Raw genomic sequence first — 19,087 nt, 5'->3', positions numbered from 1 at the left:
GCTCAGGGACGTAAAGCGACCTGCCAACGGGCCCTAGCGGCAAGCCGCCTGTACCCGCGGAACTTGCCGACACCCCGCTGCCGCTGGAGGTCATCCGACAACAGGAGTCACCGCGGCATTGGGCGGTCCTTCTCTGGCTGCGCCCGAGCCACCGGGGACGCCGCGGCGGCAATCCGCACCCACCACGGGCGCTCAATGCGCTCGACTTCAGCCGCGCCTACGGTCTTTGGCCGAAGGCGGCTCGCGAGCGACCAGTCGCCCGATCGGCTCGCGCCGGCTTCGGCGGGACGTCGGTCGTGATCATCGACAGCGCCGCCAGGCGGCTCTGTATCGACGCCGCCGCCAGCGCGTTCATGCAGACCCGGTCTCGCTGCGCACGCAACAGAAAAACGGAAGCAGCCGACGTTTCGAAGGCCATGATGATCTGCGCCCCCCGCAATAGCCGACGGCGCCAGCGAGGTGCAGCGCATGTTGCCCTCACCGATCGGCGGGCTATTTTCTTCGCCACCGATCCAGGGCGTCCGAGCCCGCACAGCCTGGGAATACAGGGGACCCGCCGGCGGGGCGCGCCTGAGACGTGAGGCAAGGAGTTGTGGTCCCGCGGAGAAGCAGGCGACCGCGCTGACGCGCAATTTCCCGTAGTGCACCTGTACTTACGCCACCATCGGCATCCGCCGATGGCCCTCGCTTCTTCGGGCCCGAGGGGGCTCGCGGATGCTCCCGCGATGCGGAAGACGCTTTACTTCACTTCTTGGGCTGCAGCATCGTCCCGGTGCATGTCTTCGAACCACAGCGGCAGCCCCAGAGCTTCTTCAGTTTCGGGGTATGACGCTCGGCCAGGGTGATGCCGTAGTTGTAGGTCAGCTCCTCGCCGGGCGAGATGTCTCGGATCGCCTCGATGAACACCTTGTCCCTGTCGCGCCGGCCCTTGGCGTCTTCTTCGACCACAGCCTCGCAGTTGGGCTCGCAGCTGTGGTTGATCCAGCGCGCGACGTTGGCCTTGACGTTGGCGTCGATCACGTACTCGTCGTTGAGCGTGAACAGAAAGGTGTGCCCGTCCTCGTCGACATCGCCATATTCCTCGTCGACATCGTCATGGGTGCGCAGGAAGCCCTTGTAGCGGATGATCCGCTCACCCTTGGCGAAGGCTTCCGTCGCAAACACACCATTGCCATGGATGCTGGAGAGGCGCGCCTCGATCTTCTTCGGCGGCTTGGACTTGGACTTGGACTTGTTCGGCATCGCAGGATCCGCGTCAGGGTTGCGGCGCATTGTGGACAACATCGCCACGGCCCGCCACTGCGCCACGTGCTGAACACCTGCAAGCCCGCTGCGTTGAGCGGGGCGCCGCAAAAGCGTACAATTTTGGTCCGCTTTGATCCGCCACCGGTCGCCTCCCCTCATCGTGCTTCGCGTCACCAAACTCACCGACTACGCAACCGTCGTGCTGACCGTGCTCGCCGCCCGCCCGCAGGCGGTGATGAGTGCGACCGAGCTTGCCGAACATTCGGGGCTCGAGGCGCCGACGGTCAGCAAGCTGCTCAAACCGCTGGCACAAGCCGGCCTGGTCGAGGGCTTCCGCGGCGCCACCGGCGGTTACCGGCTCGCCCGCGATGCCGCCCGCATCACGCTCGTCGAGATCGTCGAGGCCATGGAAGGGCCACTGGCGATCACCGAGTGCAGCCTGCACGACGGCCATTGCGGCATTTCCGAGCAGTGCGGCGTCAGCGGCAACTGGCGACGCATCAACGACGTGGTGGCCGATGCGCTGCGCGCCGTGACCCTGGCGCAGATGCTCGACGAATCATCGCGTCCGCACTCCATTTCCACCGCCGGCGGGGCCAAGCGCATCGACGCCCGCCTCGCCCGCACCTAGACAGTAGGCAGCCCCCATGGCCACCGACATCATCGAAGCACCTGCAAGCAACCGCGAAATCCACGAGCAGCTCGGCCGTCGCTACGACGCCGGCTTCGTCACCGACATCGAGTCCGACAGCTTCCCGCCGGGCCTCGACGAGGACGTCGTCCGCGCTCTTTCGGCGAAGAAGGAAGAGCCGCAGTGGATGACCGACTGGCGCCTGGCCGCGTACCGGCACTGGCTGACCATGCCGGTCCCGCACTGGGCGAAGCTCTCGATCGCGCCGATCGATTTCCAGTCGGTCAGCTACTACTCCGCGCCCAAGGCCAAGTACGCCTCGCTCGACGACGTGCCCAAGGAGCTGCTCGACACGTACGACAAACTGGGCGTACCGCTGCACGAACGCGCGCGGCTGGCCGGGGTCGCGGTGGACGCGGTGTTCGACTCGGTCTCCGTCGGCACCACCTTCAAGAAGGAGCTGGCCGAGAAGGGCATCATCTTCTGCTCGATGTCCGAGGCGATCCAGGAACACCCGGACCTGGTGAAGCAGTACCTCGGCAGCGTGGTGCCGGTGGGCGACAACTACTTCGCCGCGCTCAACTCGGCGGTGTTCTCCGACGGCAGCTTCGTGTTCATTCCCAAGGGCGTGCGCTGCCCGATGGAACTGTCCACCTATTTCCGCATCAACGCCGGCCACACCGGCCAGTTCGAACGCACGCTGGTGATCTGCGAGGACAAGGCCTATGTGTCCTACCTCGAAGGCTGCACCGCGCCGATGCGCGACGAGAACCAGCTGCATGCGGCGGTCGTCGAGCTGGTCGCGCTGGAAGACGCCGAGATCAAGTATTCGACGGTGCAGAACTGGTACCCGGGCGACGAAAACGGCAAAGGCGGCATCTACAACTTCGTGACCAAGCGCGCGGAGTGCCGTGGCGATCGCAGCAAGGTGGTCTGGGCCCAGGTCGAGACCGGTTCGGCGATCACCTGGAAGTATCCGTCCTGCGTGCTGCTGGGTGACGACTCCTCGGGCGAATTCCATTCGGTCGCGCTGACCCACCACCGCCAACAGGCCGACACCGGCACCAAGATGATCCACGTCGGCAAGCGCACCAAGTCGAAGATCGTCAGCAAGGGCATCAGCGCCGGTCGTGGCCAGAACACCTATCGCGGCCTGGTCCGGATCGGCGCCGGCGCCGAAGGCGCGCGCAACTACACCCAGTGCGATTCGCTGCTGATCGGCAAGGAGTGCGGCGCGCACACCTTCCCCTACATCGAGGTCAAGCATCCCGGTGCAACGGTGGAGCACGAAGCCACGACGTCGAAGATCAGCGACGACCAGATGTTCTACTGCCGCGCACGTGGCATCAGCGAGGAAGACGCGGTCAGCCTGATCGTCGACGGCTTCTGCAAGCAGGTGTTCCGCGAACTGCCGATGGAATTCGCGGTCGAGGCCAAGAAGCTGCTCGACGTGTCGCTGGAAGGCTCGGTCGGCTGATCCCGCCGGCCGGGCGGCGCGTGGTCGCGTCCGCCCACCCTGCTCCCCTTTTCATATTTCCGAATCCCGCATCCCATGCTCAATATCGACAACCTCCACGCCTCCATCAACGAGCGCGAAATCCTCAAGGGCCTCTCGCTGCATGTGAAGCCCGGCGAAGTGCACGCGATCATGGGGCCGAACGGCGCCGGCAAGTCCACGCTCGGCAACATCCTGTCGGGTCGAGACGGGTACGAAGTCACTGCCGGCAATGTGTCGTTCGAAGGCGACGACCTGCTGGCGCTGGAGCCCGAGGAGCGGGCCGCTGCCGGCGTGTTCCTGGCGTTCCAGTATCCGGTCGAAATTCCGGGCGTGAACAACACCTATTTCCTGCGTAGCGCGCTCAATGCGCAGCGCAAGGCCCGCGGCGAGGAAGAACTCGATTCGATGCAGTTCCTCAAGCTGGTCCGCCAGAAGCTGGCAGTGCTGCACCTCGACGACCGCCTGCTGCACCGTGGCGTCAACGAGGGATTCTCGGGCGGCGAGAAGAAGCGCAACGAGATTTTCCAGCTGGCCGTACTCGAACCGAAGCTGGCGATCCTCGACGAAACCGATTCGGGTCTCGACATCGACGCGCTCAAGAGCGTCGCCGACGGCGTCAACGCGCTGCGCTCGCCGGACCGCGCCTTCATCGTGATCACCCACTACCAGCGCCTGCTCGACTACATCAAGCCCGACGTGGTCCACGTGCTCGCCGACGGCCGCATCGTACAGAGCGGCGGTCCGGAACTGGCGCTGCAGCTCGAGGCCCAGGGCTATGCCTGGATCAAGGATCGCGTTGCCCCGGAGACCGTTGCCTGATGAGCGCGCTGCTCGACTCCCTTGCTGCCGGTTTCGGCGGCGATCCCGGCCGCCGCGCCGCACTCGATGCCGCGCTTGCGACCGGCCTGCCCGGACCGCGCAGCGAATCGTGGAAATACACCTCGCTTCGGGCGCTCGAACGCCGGAGCTTCGGCGCTGCGACCGGCGGGTTCATGGTGGATACGGCGCTGCTCGCCGACATTCCCGCGCCGCGCATCGTGTTCGTCAACGGTGGATATTCCGACGCACTGTCCGACACTGCGCCCATCCCCGGCCTGACGATCGGCCGCACCGGCGCGGTCGCCTCCCTGCCGTTGATCGAGGACCGTGGCGATGCGGTGTTTGCCCGCCTCAATGCCGCGCTGGCCGATGACGGCATCTCGCTCACCGTCGCCGACGGCGCGCAGGTCGAGCGCCCTGTGCACCTGGTGTTCGTCGGCGCGCCGGCGGATGGCGATCTCGCCTGGCACCTGCGCCACCACATCGCACTGGGCGCGGACGCATCGCTGACCCTGGTCGAACATCACATCGACGCCGCCGCGCACCGCCATCTCGACAACAGCGTGATGTCGCTGCGTCTCGCCGACCGCGCGGCGCTGCGCCATGTCCGCCTGCAACAGCGCGACGCCGGTGCGACGAGCTTTCTGCGCACCGATGCCGAGCTCCAGGCCGCCTCGGCCTATACCCGGGTCGACGTCGAAGCGGGCGGCGCGCTGTCGCGCCATGAGCTCGACGTGCGCCTGCTCGGCAAGGCCGCCTCGCTGACCGCCAACGGCGTGCTGCTGGCCGGCGGTCGCGCCCATGTCGATACGCGCCTGGGCATCCGCCACGTGGCCCGCGACACATCCTGCGAACTCAAGTGGCGCGGCATCGGCGACCAGCGTGGCCGCGTGGTGTTCCATGGCGGCATCACCATCGATGCGGGGGCCGACGGCACCGACGCCCGCCTGTCGAACAAGAACCTGCTGCTGTCGCCCACCGCCGAGATCGACACCCAGCCGGTACTGGTGATCCATGCCGACGAAGTACAGGCCGCGCATGGCGCAACCGTGGGCCAGCTCGACCCCGGCGCGCTGTTCTACCTGCGCTCGCGCGGCCTGCCTGCGCCCGAGGCCCGGCGCCTGCTGACCACTGCCTTCGTGCGCGAGCCATTGGCGGCGATCGCCATGCCGGAACTGCGCGCGCAGGCCGAAGTCGGCCTCGACCGCGCCCTGGCCGCGCTCGCCCGCGCATGAGCGCTGTGCCGCCGGTGATGCCGCCATTCGACGCGCCCAGCGTGGCGCAACACGACGGCGCGGTGGACTGGGCTGCCGTGCGCGCGGATTTCCCGCTGTTGCTGCGCGAGGTCCACGGCAAGCCGCTGATCTATCTCGACAACGCCAATACCGGGCAGAAGCCGGCGTCGGTGATCGAGGCGGTCGACGGGTATTACCGGCGGCAGAACGCCAACGTCAGCCGCGCCGTCCACCAGCTCGGCACCGAGGCCACGGAAGCCTACGAGGGCACGCGTGGCAAGCTCGCCCGCTTCCTCAATGTGCGCGCCGACGAACTGGTGCTGTGCAGCGGCACCACGTTCGCGATCAACCTTGTCGCCTATTCTTGGGCGCTGCCGCGCGTGGGGCCCGGCGACACCATCCTGGTGTCGCGGATGGAGCACCACGCCAACATCGTGCCCTGGCGGCTGGTGGCCGACCGCACCGGGGCCACCGTGCGTGTGGCGGAGATCCTCGACGACGGCACGCTCGACCTGGATGCGCTTCGGCGCGCGATGACGCCCGACGTCAAGCTGCTTGCGCTGACCCATGTCTCCAACGTGCTCGGCACGGTGAACCCGGTGCGGGAGATCTGCCGCGAGGCGCGCAGGCGCGGCGTCGTCACCGTCATCGACGGCTCCCAGGCAGTCCCGCACATGCGCGTCGACATCGCCGCGCTGGGCTGCGACTTCTACGCCTTCACCGGCCACAAGATGTGCGGACCGACCGGCACTGGCGCGCTGTGGGCGCGGCGCGAACATCTCGAGGCGATGCCGCCGTTCCTCGGCGGAGGCGAGATGATCCGCGAAGTCAGTTTCGAGCGGATCGTCTACAACGACCCGCCGCACCGGTTCGAGGCCGGCACACCGAACATCGCCGGCTTCGTGGGCCTGGGCGCGGCGGTCGATTACCTCGAGCGGTTGGGGCCCGAGCAGGTCGAACGCCGCGAAGGCGAACTGCTCGCGCACCTGACCGAGTCGCTGTCGCAGGTGGACGGCCTGCGCATCCTCGGCAACGCACCGCGCAAGGCGGCGGTGGTGTCGTTCCTGCTCGACGGCGCGCACGCGCACGACCTGGCGACGCTGCTGGACCTCGAAGGCGTTGCGATCCGCTCCGGCCAGCATTGCGCGCATCCGTTGCTGCAGTTCTATGGCGTGGCCGCGACCTGCCGCGTCTCGCCAGCGTTCTACAACACGCATGACGAGATCGACGCCTTCGTCGCCGCCCTACAGAAGGTGCGACGCCTGCTGGGGTGAAATGCGGCCCTGGCGTGCGTGGCGGATCGTCCGCGCGCCAATCCCCGCGCAGCCGCCTCGACGAGCGCACACGCAGCCGCGTCCTTCTCGGCCGCCGGCCGGAGCACAACCCCGGCCGCGATGAAGCGGGCTGCGAATCGCATGCATCCCTGCATCGCGGGATAATGCGCGCCTCCGGACTTCCCGTGCTCCCATGCCCGCATCCGTTTTCCGTATCGCCACGGCGGCCGATATCCCGGCCCTCGTCGCCCTGGTGACCTCGGCCTACCGTGGCGACAGCAGCCGCGCCGGCTGGACCACCGAGGCGGACCTTCTCGAAGGCGCACGGATCGATCCCGAACTGCTGCGGGCCGATATCTCCCGGCCCGACAGCCAGGTCGTCGTGATCGACGGCGAAGCAGGTCGCCTGCTCGCCTGTGCCCACGTGGCGATCGAGGACGGCGACGGCTACTTCGGCATGTTCGCCGTCGACCCCGCGCTGCAGGGCCGCGGCACCGGAGATGCACTGCTCGCCGAATGCGAGCGCATCGCTCGCGAGCAGTGGCACCTGCCCGGCATGCGCATGACGGTGATCGACCTGCGCGAGTCGCTGATCGCGTGGTACGCGCGTCGCGGCTACCGGCGCACCGGAGTCCACAAGCCGTTTCCCTACGGGGACATCCGCTTCGGCCGGCCGAAGCGCGACGATCTGCGCTTCGAGGTGCTCGACAAACGATTCCGGAGCGAACCATGAGCGAGACCTGGACCTACATCTGTGCGACCGGCGAACTGCTGCCGGGCGAGATGCGCAGCGGATTCGACGAAGTGACCGGCGCGCCGATTGTGGTCTTCAACCACGACGGCGAGCTTTACGCGCTCGAGGACCAGTGCAGCCACGAAGACTTCGCGTTGTCGGGCGGCGGCGCATTCGACCCCGAAGCCGCCACGATCGAGTGCGTGCTGCACGGCGCCAGGTTCGACATCCGCGACGGACGCGCGCTCTGCGCGCCCGCGTACGAGCCGGTGGCCAAGTTTCCCACCCGGATCGAACACGGCGGGGTCTGGGCGCGCGACGACCGGGACTGAAGGCGCGCCTGCGGAATGATTCTCCTTTGATGTCGAGAATCATTCTCGGTTAGAATCCCTGCCGGGCATGTCGCCCGCCCGGGCCCCCAGTCGCATGACAGCTGCGCGTTGCTGGAACACATCACGCCTGACCGCAGCGCATGCGGATCACGGGGCTGGCGCGCGATCTGTCGTAGCCAACACTCACGCGTCACCCCGGACGCATGCCGCGGCGCCCGCCAGCGGCCTGTCCCAGCCCGCGGCCGCCCGAGCTGTCCCGGTGTCGGACCGTATCCGCACACGGCCGCGACCGATGCCCGCCGGCGAGGCCAGCGCACCGCCAGGGGAGCCGCGTACCGCGGCTGCGTCCCCAGCCACTGTCCGGCTTCCCCACCCCGATACCTCTCCCAGCACGACGGCGCGCCCCGTGAGTCGGGTCGCCGTCGCTGCGCCCATCCGATCGATCCCCACCCGCGAAGCGATCCCGCTCCGCGCCCCTCCACCTCGGCCAGCCGTCGCCCGCCGTCACACGACATCCTCTCCGAGATCCCCATGAACCGTTTCCCGATCCGTCGTCCGCTCGCCGTCGCCCTGCTCGCCCTGATGTCCATGCCGGTCCTTGCCGATGAGGCCGCCCAGGCTGTGCCGACCGATTTCGACACTCTCGTCGTCACTGCCGCCGGCTTCGAGCAGAAGCTCACCGATGCACCGGCCAGCATCAGCGTGATCACGCAGGAAGACCTCGCCAGCCGCCCCTACATGACCCTGCTCGACGCGGTGCGCGACATCGAGGGCGTCGACGTGGGCGAGACGCGGGACAAGACCGGCCAGGGCTCAATCTCGATGCGCGGCATGGGGTCGGACTACACGCTGATCCTCATCGACGGCAAGCGCCAGAACAATCACGGCGACATCTATCCGAACAACTTCGGTGGCAACCAGTTCAACCACATTCCGCCGCTGGACGCGATCGAACGGATCGAGGTCATCCGCGGCCCCGCATCCACGCTCTACGGTGCCGACGCGATGGGCGGGGTCATCAACATCATCACCCGCAAGGCACTCGATGCCTGGCACGGCTCGGCCACGGTCGGTCGTTCGTTCGAGGCCAGCGAGTTCGGTGACGACAACACCGTCGACGCCTTCGTCACCGGTCCGCTGGTGCCTGGCGTACTGAACCTCAGCGCGCGCGGCAGCTGGTACGAGCGCGATGCGTCGAATCCCACCTATGCGCCCATCCTCGATCCCGAAGGCGTGGAGCACAGCCGCCCGCTGGGCTTCGGCGGTGGCGGCAAGACCGTCGACAACACCAACAAGGCCGGCGGCCTCACCCTCGTCTGGACGCCGACCGAAAGCCAGAGCCTGACCCTGGACTACGACACCTCCCGCCAGGAATACGACAACGCCTTCAGGATCAACGACGCTGGCGTCGAGGAATATCCGGTCGGCACGGTCGACAACATCAACAGCATCTTCAGTGCCGGCAACTTCTGTCTCGGCGCCACGGGCGCCAATGCCACCGCCTGTCGCGGCAATGGCGGCACCTGGGCGCGCCGTGCCAATCCGCGCGTCGGCTATGGCGCGGTGCAGAAGTTCACCCGCGATGCCTGGTCACTGACCCACGAGGGGCGTTGGGACTTCGGCAACAGTTTCGTGTCACTGGCCCACGTGGCCACCAACAACGACGGCCGCACCATGCCGTTCACCGTGGAGGAACGCGCGCAGTTGCTGGAGATGATCGACGGCACCGGTCCCTATGCGGGCCTGCCGTTGGCGGAGCGCCGCGCACTCGCGGAATCCGCGTTCCTGCCGCGCCCCAAGCGCACGCTCGAGAGTGCGCAGTACACGCTCGACGCCAAGCTCGACATGCCCTTCAAGCTGGCCGGCGACCACACCGCCGTGGTCGGCGCGCAGGTGATCCGGGGCGAGCTGACCGACGGCATCTTCGGCATCGAGAGCGGCACGCCCGGGATGAAGCAGGAACACGACATGTACTCGGTCTTCGCCGAGGACACGTGGTATGTGACCACGCCGTTCGCGCTGACCGCCGGCCTGCGCTGGGACGATCACCAGGTCTTCGGCAACCACCTCAGTCCGCGCCTGTACGGCGTTTACACGGTGAGCCCGAGTTGGACGGTCAAGGGCGGCGTCAGCACCGGCTTCAAGACACCCAAGACCACCCAGCTCTACGACGGCGTGACCGGCTTCGGCGGACAGGGCACCCAGCCGCTGTTCGGCAACCCCGACCTGCAGCCCGAGACCAGCACCAGCACCGAAGTGGCCGTGTACTGGCAGAGCCCGGCGGGCCACAACTTCAACCTCACCCTGTTCCGGAACGAGTTCGAGGACAAGATCACGTCACAGGCCTGTGGGCCGGGCACCACGCTCGCCTGCACGAGCGCGGGCGAATACGCCGACATCGGCTATGCCTCGAGCAGCAGGACCGTCAATCTCGACGAGGTGGTGATCCAGGGCGCCGAAGTGGCGGGGCGCTGGCAGATCAATGAGACCTTCGCTTTTCGCGCCAACTACACCTTCACCGACAGCGAGCAGAAGAGTGGAAGCGAGATCGGCCTTCCGCTGGGCAACAGTGCGCGGCACATGGCCAACGCGACGCTCGACTGGCAGGCCAGCGAGCGGTTGAGCATGTTCCTGACTGCCGAGGCCCGCTCCAAGCGCTACTTCGCCCTGCATACGATCACCCAGGAGCCCCTCTACTACCGCGACTACGAGGTGCTGCACCTGGGCGCGTCCTTCAAGCTCAACGAGCACGTCACGCTCAACGGCCGCATCAACAACCTGCTCGACCGGGATTTCACGACCTACGACACCCAGTTCCGCGAACTGGACAACACAGCCGGCTACGACGGCACCAACGAGATCCTGTATTTCGACCACTACAACAACAAGGACAAGGCCCGCGGTCTCTGGCTGAGCGTGAACCTGCGCTTCTGAGTGCAATCGCCTGCAGAGGCGGGAGGAGCGGGGGAAGCGACGTACCGCCCCCGCTCCACACCGGCCGGAACGGAACGGTCCGCCAGCAGGCAACGGGAGCGGCGCGAGACCGGTCGATCGCCGAGCGGATATCGGCTCGGTCAAGGCAGCGCGGCGCCGCGTGCCGGTGTCGGCGCCCGGCGGACATTGCAGCCGCAGCCCGCTCAGTCCCCGGGCCGGGCGTGCCTGGACGAGTTGGTGAAGACGTAAGCCACTATCGCCTCGGGCCCCCAGTCCGCGAAAAGGCCTGGGGCCAGTTGACCAAACGTATGCCCGGGCTACGCCGTTCCAGGAAGACTTCAAGCCGGCTGCCCAAGATGGTTCCTGCTTTGGTTCTCCAACAGTGGCCGGACATCCGGCAGCTGCCATTGGGAGCCCTCCCCGGCTCAGGCAACGGGCAGGCGCGGTAGGCCGCAGGCAGCATCGGGCACTGCTCGGCCCGGAGCTGCAGAGTTCCAGAGTCCCAGACGCCCAGAGTAGAGGCTCCGCGCGGCTGCGCCGCGGAATGCGACCGTACCAGCAGCCATTCCGGGCCGAGTGGCCGAGCGGCCATCTCCGCAGGATGTCCGCGGCTTCAGACGTTCGAGGGAAACGCCACCTTTCTTTCCCCCCGCTGATACGGCGCCAGGCCCACTACCTTGAGCAGCCCGGCTGATCGCTCTTCAAACCCGGCAGGGATCACGCCCGTGTCGCATCACTGAACTTCCCAAGTAGCAGCGAGCCCCCACCATCGAGCACATAACGGCTGCGCAGCTCGGATGCGCGCAACAGCAACGTATCACCGCACTCGAGCGGTGGCAGCGCGGTCCTCGCCAGACACGCCTGCCCGGCCAGCACGTGCACAAGCCAACAGTCTCCGGGATCTACGAAAACCAGCATCGTGCCGACGAGCGGGCGCAACCAGGTCGACGCCTCGACGAGGTCGGGGCGCCACATCAGGTTGAGCGCGCTGACACCCGGGCCGACGGGCTCGCCCTGCAGCCCGCGCTCTCCCGAAAAACGTAAGCGTGCGTACGGTGGCTCCAGGTCTACGACCTCGCCATCATCGAACCGCAGCCTCAGCCCATCGCCGCTCAGCAACATCTGTTCGCGCTCGGCGCCGTCGAATCGCGAGAACGCGGCAGCCTGTCCGATCTCCGCGATCGAGATCCGCCAACGCCAGCCACCGCCATCCGAAGCCGGTTCCGCGTGGATTTCCCGCGTCCAGCCCAGGTCGTTTCGCCAACGCACGCGCCGGGCCTCGTTCGCGGGCAAAAACTGGATGTCAGCTGATGCGCTCATCCCGGCAGTCTAGATCGGTATGCCCAAGGAGCATCCATCCACCTGCCCACGGTCTGCAGGGCACAAGCGCTCACGCATGGCGATCGGCTTTCCAGCCCCTGGCACGGGACATGCACCGCCAGGTTTTCATCTGCCCACAAAGGGTCGCCCGCGTTCGCATCCAATGCGAGGCGGGCGACGATTACGTCCCTGTAACGGCATCCTGCCGGTCCCGTGGAGCATCCTGCTCCTCGACTGCCGCCAGCACTCCATGTGCGGGCGGCAGCGATGGGGCAAGTCAGCGCAGTGGCGCTGCCCCCTTGTTCGCTGCGGCGGCAGCCGCAGGTGCCGCGGGCTTCGGTCGGGCAGCTGCCGGGCGGGCCGCAGCTGCACCGACTTCGATGCGATCGACGTTCTGCTCCACCGTCCTCATCCCGATCCCCTTCACCATCGCCAGCTGTTCGGCGCTCTTGAAAGGACCGTTCTCGTTCCGGTAAGCAACGATGGCCTCGGCCTTCGCCTGTCCTACGTTGTGGAGCGCCCGCGCCAGCGTTGCCGCATCGGCGGTGTTGATGTTGACCTTCTGGGTGTCGTTGGCGAATGCGGTGCCTGCAAGCAGCAGCGACAGGCACAGCGACACAAACATGGCCCGAATCGACTTCATGTCTAACTCCTTGGTATTGGGTGGAATCCATTCCCGACCGGCGATGCTGCGTCCTTGCCGGTACTGCCAGTCTTCCCAACACCAGGTCGACAGGATATCCGCCGCGCGGTTGGCCACTAACCAGCTAATTGCCCGCAGTGGCGTAGGAAAAATCCTACAAAGTCCCTGCGCGCTAGAATTGGACAACCCACGCAACCGGAGTCTCCCCCATGGACACCCGCCAGGCCGACCGCTTCGTCGGCGCCAAGTGGGACGATGACATCGTCCCCCAGCTCGTCGAATACATCCGGATCCCGAACAAGTCGCCGATGTTCGACGCCGACTGGGTCGCGAACGGGCATATGGAGCGCGCCGTCGAGCTGATGTCCGACTGGGCGCGGGCGCAGGCGATTCCGGGCATGTCCCTTGAAGTCGTGCGCCTTGAGGGCCGCACTCCGGTGATCTTCATCGAGATCCCGGCCGCGAACGGTGGCAGCGACGACGATTGCGTGCTGCTGTACGGACACCTCGACAAGCAGCCGGAAATGACCGGCTGGGATGACGACCTGGGCCCCTGGAAGCCGGTCCTGCGGGACGGCAAGCTATATGGCCGCGGCGGCGCCGACGACGGCTATGCGATCTATGGCTCGCTCACCGCGATCCTCGCGCTGCACGAGCAGGGCCTGCCGCACGCGCGCTGCGTGGTGCTGATCGAGGCGTGCGAGGAATCGGGCAGCTACGACCTTCCCGCATACGTGGACCATCTCGCCGAACGCATCGGCAAGCCGTCGCTGGTCGTCTGCCTGGACTCGGGTTGCGGCAACTACGAGCAGCTGTGGTGCACCACTTCACTGCGCGGGCTCACGGGCGGCAATCTTTCGGTCAAGGTGCTCGACGAAGGAGTGCATTCGGGCGACGCGTCGGGTGTCGTGCCGTCGAGCTTCCGACTGCTGCGCCAGTTGCTCTCGCGCATCGAGGACGAACGCAGCGGCCGAATCCTCCTGGAAGGACTGCACGCCGAGATTCCGGCCGAACGCCTCGAACAGGCGCGCCGCGTGGCCGACGTGCTCGATGTTGCGGTCTACGACAAGTTCCCGATGACGGGCGCGCTCCGCCCGATGTTTCCCCAGGACGCCGACGAAAAACCCAGCGAAGACCTGTCCGAACTCGTTCTCAACCGCACTTGGCGGCCGGCATTGTCGGTCACCGGGATCGACGGCATGCCGCCCTTGCAGTCTGCGGGCAACGTGTTGCGTCCGCATACCGCGGTCAAGCTGTCGCTGCGACTGCCCCCGACCGTCGACGGGAAGCGTGCTGGCGAATTGTTGCAGCAGGCGCTGCTCGCAGACCCGCCGAACGGAGCCACGGTCACCCTGGTGCTGGAGAAGGCCGCCACCGGCTGGAACGCGCCGACGATGTCGCCATGGCTCACCCGGGCCATCGAAGATGCCAGCCAGGCGTTCTTCGACAAGCCCGCGATGTACATGGGCGAAGGCGGCTCGATCCCGTTCATGGGCATGCTGGGGGAGAAGTTCCCCGGTGCGCAGTTCATGATCACCGGGGTCCTCGGACCGCATTCCAACGCGCATGGTCCCAACGAGTTCCTGCATATCGACATGGGCAAGCGCGTCACCAGCTGCGTGGCGAAAGTAATTGCCGACCATCACCACGCCAGCCAGCGCGGCGAAACCCGCGGCGTCGCTGTCGCCGCCGACAGTGGTTCGCGACACGGCGCCCACGGCTGCTGCTGAAAGTCAGACGGGCCGGCGCGTGCGCCGGCCCGTCCACGGTCGCCAGAAAAAACCGAACTCAGTGAGAGGCCGCGAGGTAGTCGAGGACCTGCTCTGCGAGTACATCAGGATCGTGCAGCATCGCGTCCAGCCTGATGTCAGGTGTATCCGGCGCTTCATAAGGCGCATCCACCCCGGTGAAGTTGGGAAGCTCACCGCGACGCGCCTTGGCGTACAGACCCTTCGGATCACGGCGCTCGGCCTCGGCGAGCGGCGCATCCACGAACACTTCCACGAAGTCGCCCGGATCGAACAGGCTGCGCGCCGCCGCGCGCTCCGCGCGATAGGGCGAGATGAAGCTGACGAGGACGATCAGGCCGGCGTCGGTCATCATCCGCGCGACTTCGGCGACACGCCGAAGGTTCTCCACTCGATCAGCCTCCGTGAAGCCGAGGTCGCGGTTGAGCCCATGCCGCACGTTGTCGCCGTCAAGCAGATAGGTATGAAGGCCTCGAGCATGCAGGGCACGCTCGACCCGGTTTGCCACGGTCGATTTGCCGGCGCCCGACAAGCCGGTGAACCAGATGCATCGAGGACGCTGCCCCTTCATTCGAGCGCGGGCGGCCCGATCGACATCAAGCACCTGCCAATGCAAGTTGTCTGCGCGACGCAGGCCGTGCCGGATCATTCCGGCACCCAAGGTCGCGAAGGACACCGGATCTACAAGAATGAACGCACCGAGGACCCGGCTTTTCGAGTAAGCGGAGAACGCGAAAGGCGTATCCAGGGCAAGCGTGACGCGACCGATACCATTGGCCTCCAGGCGCTTCTCCGCGAGCGGTTGCAGGGTGACGGGATCGAAGCGAGATTTCAGCTCCCCTATCCTTGCGCCGCCGGTCCTGCCCGCACTGCGGAACAGGTATCGCCTGCCGGCTACGAGCGGAGCATCGGCGAACCACAGTACATCGGCTTCCAGTTGATCACTGAATTCCACCTGCGCGTTGTCCGCGACGAGCACATCCCCGCGGCCCGCGTCGATCTCCTCGTCAAACCGGACGCTGATCGCACTGCCTGATTTGGCGCTCTCCACCTCTGATCCGGCATCCAGAATCCCGGCGATCGAGACATCGCGCCCCCCAGGCGCGACGGAGAGACGTTGACCACGCGTTACTTCCTTTCCTTGCCAAGTCCCGGCATACCATCGCGCTCCGTCCGGGCCCCGGCTGAGGAGCTGGATCGGGAGGCAATCGACTTCGTCAGCACGTGACGGCTCGGGCAGGTCTTCGATTGTTTGAAGGACCGTCGGGCCGTCATACCAGGCAAGTCGAGCCGACGACTCCGAAACATTGTCGCCATCGGCTGCCGCCACTGGAATCGCCGTTACATTCTCAAGGCCGAGAGCTTCACAGTGGACCCGGTACTTCTCAACGATCCCGCTGAAGAGATCCTGCCGGAAATCAACCCGATCCATCTTGTTCACCGCCAACACGATATTCCGCACTCCGAGAATCGAGGCGATCGCCGTGTGGCGAAGGGTCTGCAGCGAAAGTCCCTTCGCCGCATCGACCAGCAGGATCATGGCGTCCGCGGTCGATGCCCCGGTCGCCATATTGCGGGTGTATTCCACATGCCCGGGACAATCCGCAATGAGAAACCGCCGGCGGGATGTGCGCAGGTGTCTCCACGCAACATCGATCGTGATGCCCTGCTCCCGTTCGGCCGCCAGGCCATCCAGTAGAAGTGCGTAGTCAGGCTGCGACCCGCGCGTGCCGTGTTTTGCGCTCGCCGCCTGCAGCGCAGCCAACTCGTCATCCGGCACATTCTCCGCCGCGTAGAGCAAACGGCCTATCAGGGTGCTCTTGCCGTCGTCGACGCTTCCACAGGCGACAATCCGCAAAGTTTTACCGACCATCAGAAATACCCAGCACGCTTTTTCTCTTCCATACCGGCACCATCCACATGATCGATCGCGCGGCCCGCGCGTTCCGAGAGCCGCCCGCTTTCCATTTCCATAAGGATCTGATCGACATTCTCCGCCGACGACTCCACGGCGCCCGTCAAGGGGTAGCACCCGAGCGTTCTGAAACGCACCCGACGCTCCCGGACCTCCTCCCCTGGCTGCAGCACGAAACGCGCATCATCTACCACAAGCAACATACCGCCCCGCTCCACCACTGGCCTGGGGGCGGAGAAATACAATGGGACCACCGGAATATTTTCCTGTCGGATATAGCGCCAGACGTCCCGCTCGGTCCAATTCGATAGTGGGAACACCCTCACGCTTTCGTCCTCTCGGACCTTTGCGTTATAGAGATTCCAGAGCTCGGGGCGCTGCCGACGCGGGTCCCAGCGCTGCTCGGAATCCCGAAACGAGAAAACACGTTCCTTGGCTCGCGACTTTTCTTCGTCACGCCTCGCCCCGCCAATCGCCGCGTCGTAACGCCCGGCCTCCAGCGCCTGCTTGAGCGCCAACGTCTTCATGATTTCGGTATGCAGTGCCGCTCCATGAGTCAGCGGCCCGACACCATCGCGAATGCCGTCCGGATTCGTATGTACGCGAAGCTCCAGACCGGTTTCGACAGCACGCTGGTCGCGGAATGCAATCATCTCGCGAAATTTCCAGAGCGTATCGATGTGCAACAGCGGAATCGCCGGAACTGCCGGCGCGAATGCTTTCAGCAGCAGATGCAGCAGTACCGAACTGTCTTTCCCGATCGAGTACAACATCACCGGGCGACGGCTTTCCATTGCGACTTCGCGCAGTATGTGGATGCTCTCCGCCTCCAGCTCCGCAAGATCATTTTCAACGGTCTGCATGACATCTCCGACACCCCGGACGGGCAGCCAATTGTCGTTGATCGACAAGGGGAGGGGCAACGCCGCGCCAACACGAAACACGAAACACGGCATCTTCGGCTGAAGCAGACGGACGCAGTCAACAGACCTCTTCGGATATCGCGAGTGCTTTTTCGCCCTCTGCCCGGCGAGAGGCTGGCTATGGGCACAGTAGTTGCTCAGGGACGACGCACGGCGTGTCGCCCTATCAGTGGGCCCACCTCCCGCCGGCTGCCGGAGACGACTGCCGACCCGTCGACTTGCTCGGAGGCTTTCAGCCGGAGGCGTCGACGGGCCGGACAGGGCGCGCGTCGCTTGCGCGGCGGCGCATGATCCAGTTGAACAGCGGCGTTGCCATCAGCGTGGTGACGATCGCCATCAGCACCAGAATCGAGAACAGCCCCTGCTCGATGACGCCGGCCTGCAGGCCGATGTTGATGAGGATCAACTCCATCAACCCACGTGCGTTCATCAGCGCACCGATTGCCTGGGCATCCCGCGGGCTCTCGCCCGCAAGCCGCGCTGCAGCCCAGCACGCCAGGCCCTTGCCCGCAAAGGAAGCGACGAGGATTACGGCTGCGGCCAGCAGCAGCTGCGGCGCCATCACCAGACCCAGGTCGGTCTTCAGGCCGGAAAAGGTGAAGAACATCGGCAGGAAGAACACCACCACGAAGGGCTGCAAGGTCTCGCGCACGCGATCGACCAAGGCGCCCTTGGGCATGCACGCGCCAAGCAGGAACCCACCGAACACCGCGTGGATGCCGATCGCGTCCATCATCCACGCGCTCAGGCAGAACAGGATCAGCATGACGGCGAGCATCGTTGCGCTCAGGGGGGCGTCCGGGCGGACCGCGTCTGCAAGGCGACGCAGCAGGCGTCGCCCGACCAGCAGCATGAACACCGCATAGGCAATGCCGCCCCCGATCGCCACCCAGGCGCTGTCCCAGCTCCCGCCAAAACTCGCCAGCACCACGGCGAGGATGCACCAGGCGGCCGCGTCGTCCACTGCGCCGGCAGTCAGGGCGAGCGTGCCGAGCGGACTACCGGCCAGGCCGCGCTCGTGGATGATCCGGGCAAGCATCGGGAAGGCGGTGATCGCGATTGCCGCGCCGAGGAACAAGGCCGCATCGGATTGCCTGACCGTGGCGGAAAACAGACCCGGCACATCCAGCAGCCACGGCGTGATCAGGAACGCGAGCGCGAACGGCACCGCGATGCCCGCCACCGACACCGAAAACGCGCCCCGGAAGCGGGAACGGAAATGATCGCTGCGGAATTCGGTTCCGACCAGGAACATGTACAGGCCCACGCCGAACTGCGCGAACACGTACAGCGTGTCGAGCGTCTGCGCGGGGAACAGTGCGGCCTGCACGCCGGGAAACAGCCAGCCGAGCAGCGAGGGTCCCAGGGTCACGCCGGCGATCATTTCGCCGACGACCTGCGGTTGCCCCAAGCGCTGGGCGAGCCGGCCGACAAGCCGGCAGACCAGCAGGATCACCGCGGCCTGCAGAAAGAAGAACACCGAGAGCTGGGCAGTGGGCATCGGAGGATTCCATCGCCGGAGCGGCGCGCCGGCGATGATGCGCCGGCGGCGGGCGCAGGTAAACAGTCCGGCGCCACCAACGCGAAAGGCCCGCTTGCGCGGGCCTTCGACGTTCTCGCAATGGTGGCCGGGGAGGGAATCGAACCCCCGACACGGGGATTTTCAATCCCTCGATTCTGATTCCTGCACTTTCCGGAAACGTCCGCGACATATATATAAGCCACTGATTATACAAGACATTGTCGTCTGAGATCGTCCAGCACCGTCCACCCCGAGCCGCGCACGAACGGCCACCGAACGGCCACCGCCGTGCTAGCATCCCCACGGCCACCAGAT

At 66.2% G+C, this 19,087-nt stretch carries 15 protein-coding genes; 9 read left to right on the top strand and 6 right to left on the bottom strand.

Features of this window, described 5'->3' with window-relative positions:
• Positions 1-744 precede the first annotated feature (744 nt).
• Complete coding sequence (locus tag EGK76_RS03020; protein ID WP_123831605.1) at positions 745-1,242, bottom strand: SET domain-containing protein-lysine N-methyltransferase; 498 nt, start codon at positions 1,240-1,242, stop codon at positions 745-747.
• 163 nt (positions 1,243-1,405) lie between these two features.
• Between EGK76_RS03020 and EGK76_RS03015 the strand changes: the two genes are divergently transcribed.
• The 8 genes from EGK76_RS03015 (at position 1,406) to EGK76_RS02980 (ending at position 10,701) form a co-directional block, all read left to right on the top strand.
• The gene (locus EGK76_RS03015) at positions 1,406-1,876 is read left to right on the top strand and encodes an SUF system Fe-S cluster assembly regulator (RefSeq protein WP_096299301.1); all 471 of its coding nucleotides are present in this window, start codon (positions 1,406-1,408) and stop codon (positions 1,874-1,876) included.
• 16 nt (positions 1,877-1,892) lie between these two features.
• Complete coding sequence (gene sufB / locus EGK76_RS03010) at positions 1,893-3,353, top strand: Fe-S cluster assembly protein SufB (RefSeq protein WP_123831604.1); 1,461 nt, start codon at positions 1,893-1,895, stop codon at positions 3,351-3,353.
• Positions 3,354-3,428: 75 nt separating this feature from the next.
• Positions 3,429-4,193: a Fe-S cluster assembly ATPase SufC gene (gene sufC / locus EGK76_RS03005; protein WP_096299305.1), complete on the top strand. Its 765-nt coding sequence runs from the start codon at positions 3,429-3,431 to the stop codon at positions 4,191-4,193.
• Positions 4,193-5,428, top strand: a complete 1,236-nt coding sequence (gene sufD, locus EGK76_RS03000; protein ID WP_123831603.1) for a Fe-S cluster assembly protein SufD — start codon at positions 4,193-4,195, stop codon at positions 5,426-5,428. Before sufC ends, sufD begins: the two co-directional genes overlap by 1 nt.
• A gap of 17 nt (positions 5,429-5,445) precedes the next feature.
• Positions 5,446-6,702, top strand: coding sequence for a cysteine desulfurase (locus EGK76_RS02995; RefSeq protein ID WP_123832045.1), 1,257 nt, complete (start codon positions 5,446-5,448; stop codon positions 6,700-6,702).
• Between the two features lie 193 nt (positions 6,703-6,895).
• Entirely contained in the window at positions 6,896-7,435 is a 540-nt protein-coding gene (locus EGK76_RS02990) for a GNAT family N-acetyltransferase (protein ID WP_123831602.1), read from the top strand.
• On the top strand, positions 7,432-7,767 hold the full coding sequence (locus tag EGK76_RS02985) for a non-heme iron oxygenase ferredoxin subunit (RefSeq protein WP_096299312.1): 336 nt from the start codon (positions 7,432-7,434) through the stop codon (positions 7,765-7,767). Before EGK76_RS02990 ends, EGK76_RS02985 begins: the two co-directional genes overlap by 4 nt.
• 531 nt (positions 7,768-8,298) lie before the next feature.
• Positions 8,299-10,701: a TonB-dependent receptor gene (locus EGK76_RS02980; protein ID WP_123831601.1), complete on the top strand. Its 2,403-nt coding sequence runs from the start codon at positions 8,299-8,301 to the stop codon at positions 10,699-10,701.
• 717 nt (positions 10,702-11,418) lie between these two features.
• Here the strand turns inward: EGK76_RS02980 and EGK76_RS02975 are convergent.
• A complete protein-coding gene (locus EGK76_RS02975) occupies positions 11,419-12,021 on the bottom strand; it encodes a HutD family protein (RefSeq protein ID WP_123831600.1) in 603 nt (200 codons plus the stop codon).
• Between the two features lie 277 nt (positions 12,022-12,298).
• Positions 12,299-12,664 (bottom strand): ComEA family DNA-binding protein, encoded by a 366-nt coding sequence (locus tag EGK76_RS02970; protein ID WP_096299317.1) that lies wholly within the window; start codon positions 12,662-12,664, stop codon positions 12,299-12,301.
• A gap of 209 nt (positions 12,665-12,873) precedes the next feature.
• On the opposite strand from EGK76_RS02970, the gene EGK76_RS02965 reads away from it, so the two are divergent.
• A complete protein-coding gene (locus tag EGK76_RS02965) occupies positions 12,874-14,394 on the top strand; it encodes a M20 family metallopeptidase (RefSeq protein WP_123831599.1) in 1,521 nt (506 codons plus the stop codon).
• Between the two features lie 58 nt (positions 14,395-14,452).
• Here EGK76_RS02965 and cysC read toward each other — a convergent pair whose 3' ends face one another.
• From cysC to EGK76_RS02950, 3 genes are all read right to left on the bottom strand, one after another.
• Positions 14,453-16,285 (bottom strand): adenylyl-sulfate kinase, encoded by a 1,833-nt coding sequence (gene cysC / locus EGK76_RS02960; RefSeq protein ID WP_123831598.1) that lies wholly within the window; start codon positions 16,283-16,285, stop codon positions 14,453-14,455.
• Complete coding sequence (gene cysD, locus EGK76_RS02955; protein WP_096300639.1) at positions 16,285-17,190, bottom strand: sulfate adenylyltransferase subunit CysD; 906 nt, start codon at positions 17,188-17,190, stop codon at positions 16,285-16,287. Before cysD ends, cysC begins: the two co-directional genes overlap by 1 nt.
• 292 nt (positions 17,191-17,482) lie before the next feature.
• Positions 17,483-18,751 carry a cation:proton antiporter gene (locus EGK76_RS02950; RefSeq protein WP_123831597.1) on the bottom strand — a complete coding sequence of 423 codons (1,269 nt, stop codon included), beginning with the start codon at positions 18,749-18,751 and terminating at the stop codon, positions 17,483-17,485.
• Positions 18,752-19,087: the final 336 nt, after the last annotated feature.

Source organism: Luteimonas sp. 100069 (assembly GCF_003813845.1).
Classification (GTDB): Bacteria; Pseudomonadota; Gammaproteobacteria; order Xanthomonadales; family Xanthomonadaceae; genus Luteimonas; species Luteimonas chenhongjianii.
The sequence above is the reverse complement of the archived record's forward strand: the minus strand, read 5'-3'. Positions and strand labels throughout refer to the sequence as shown.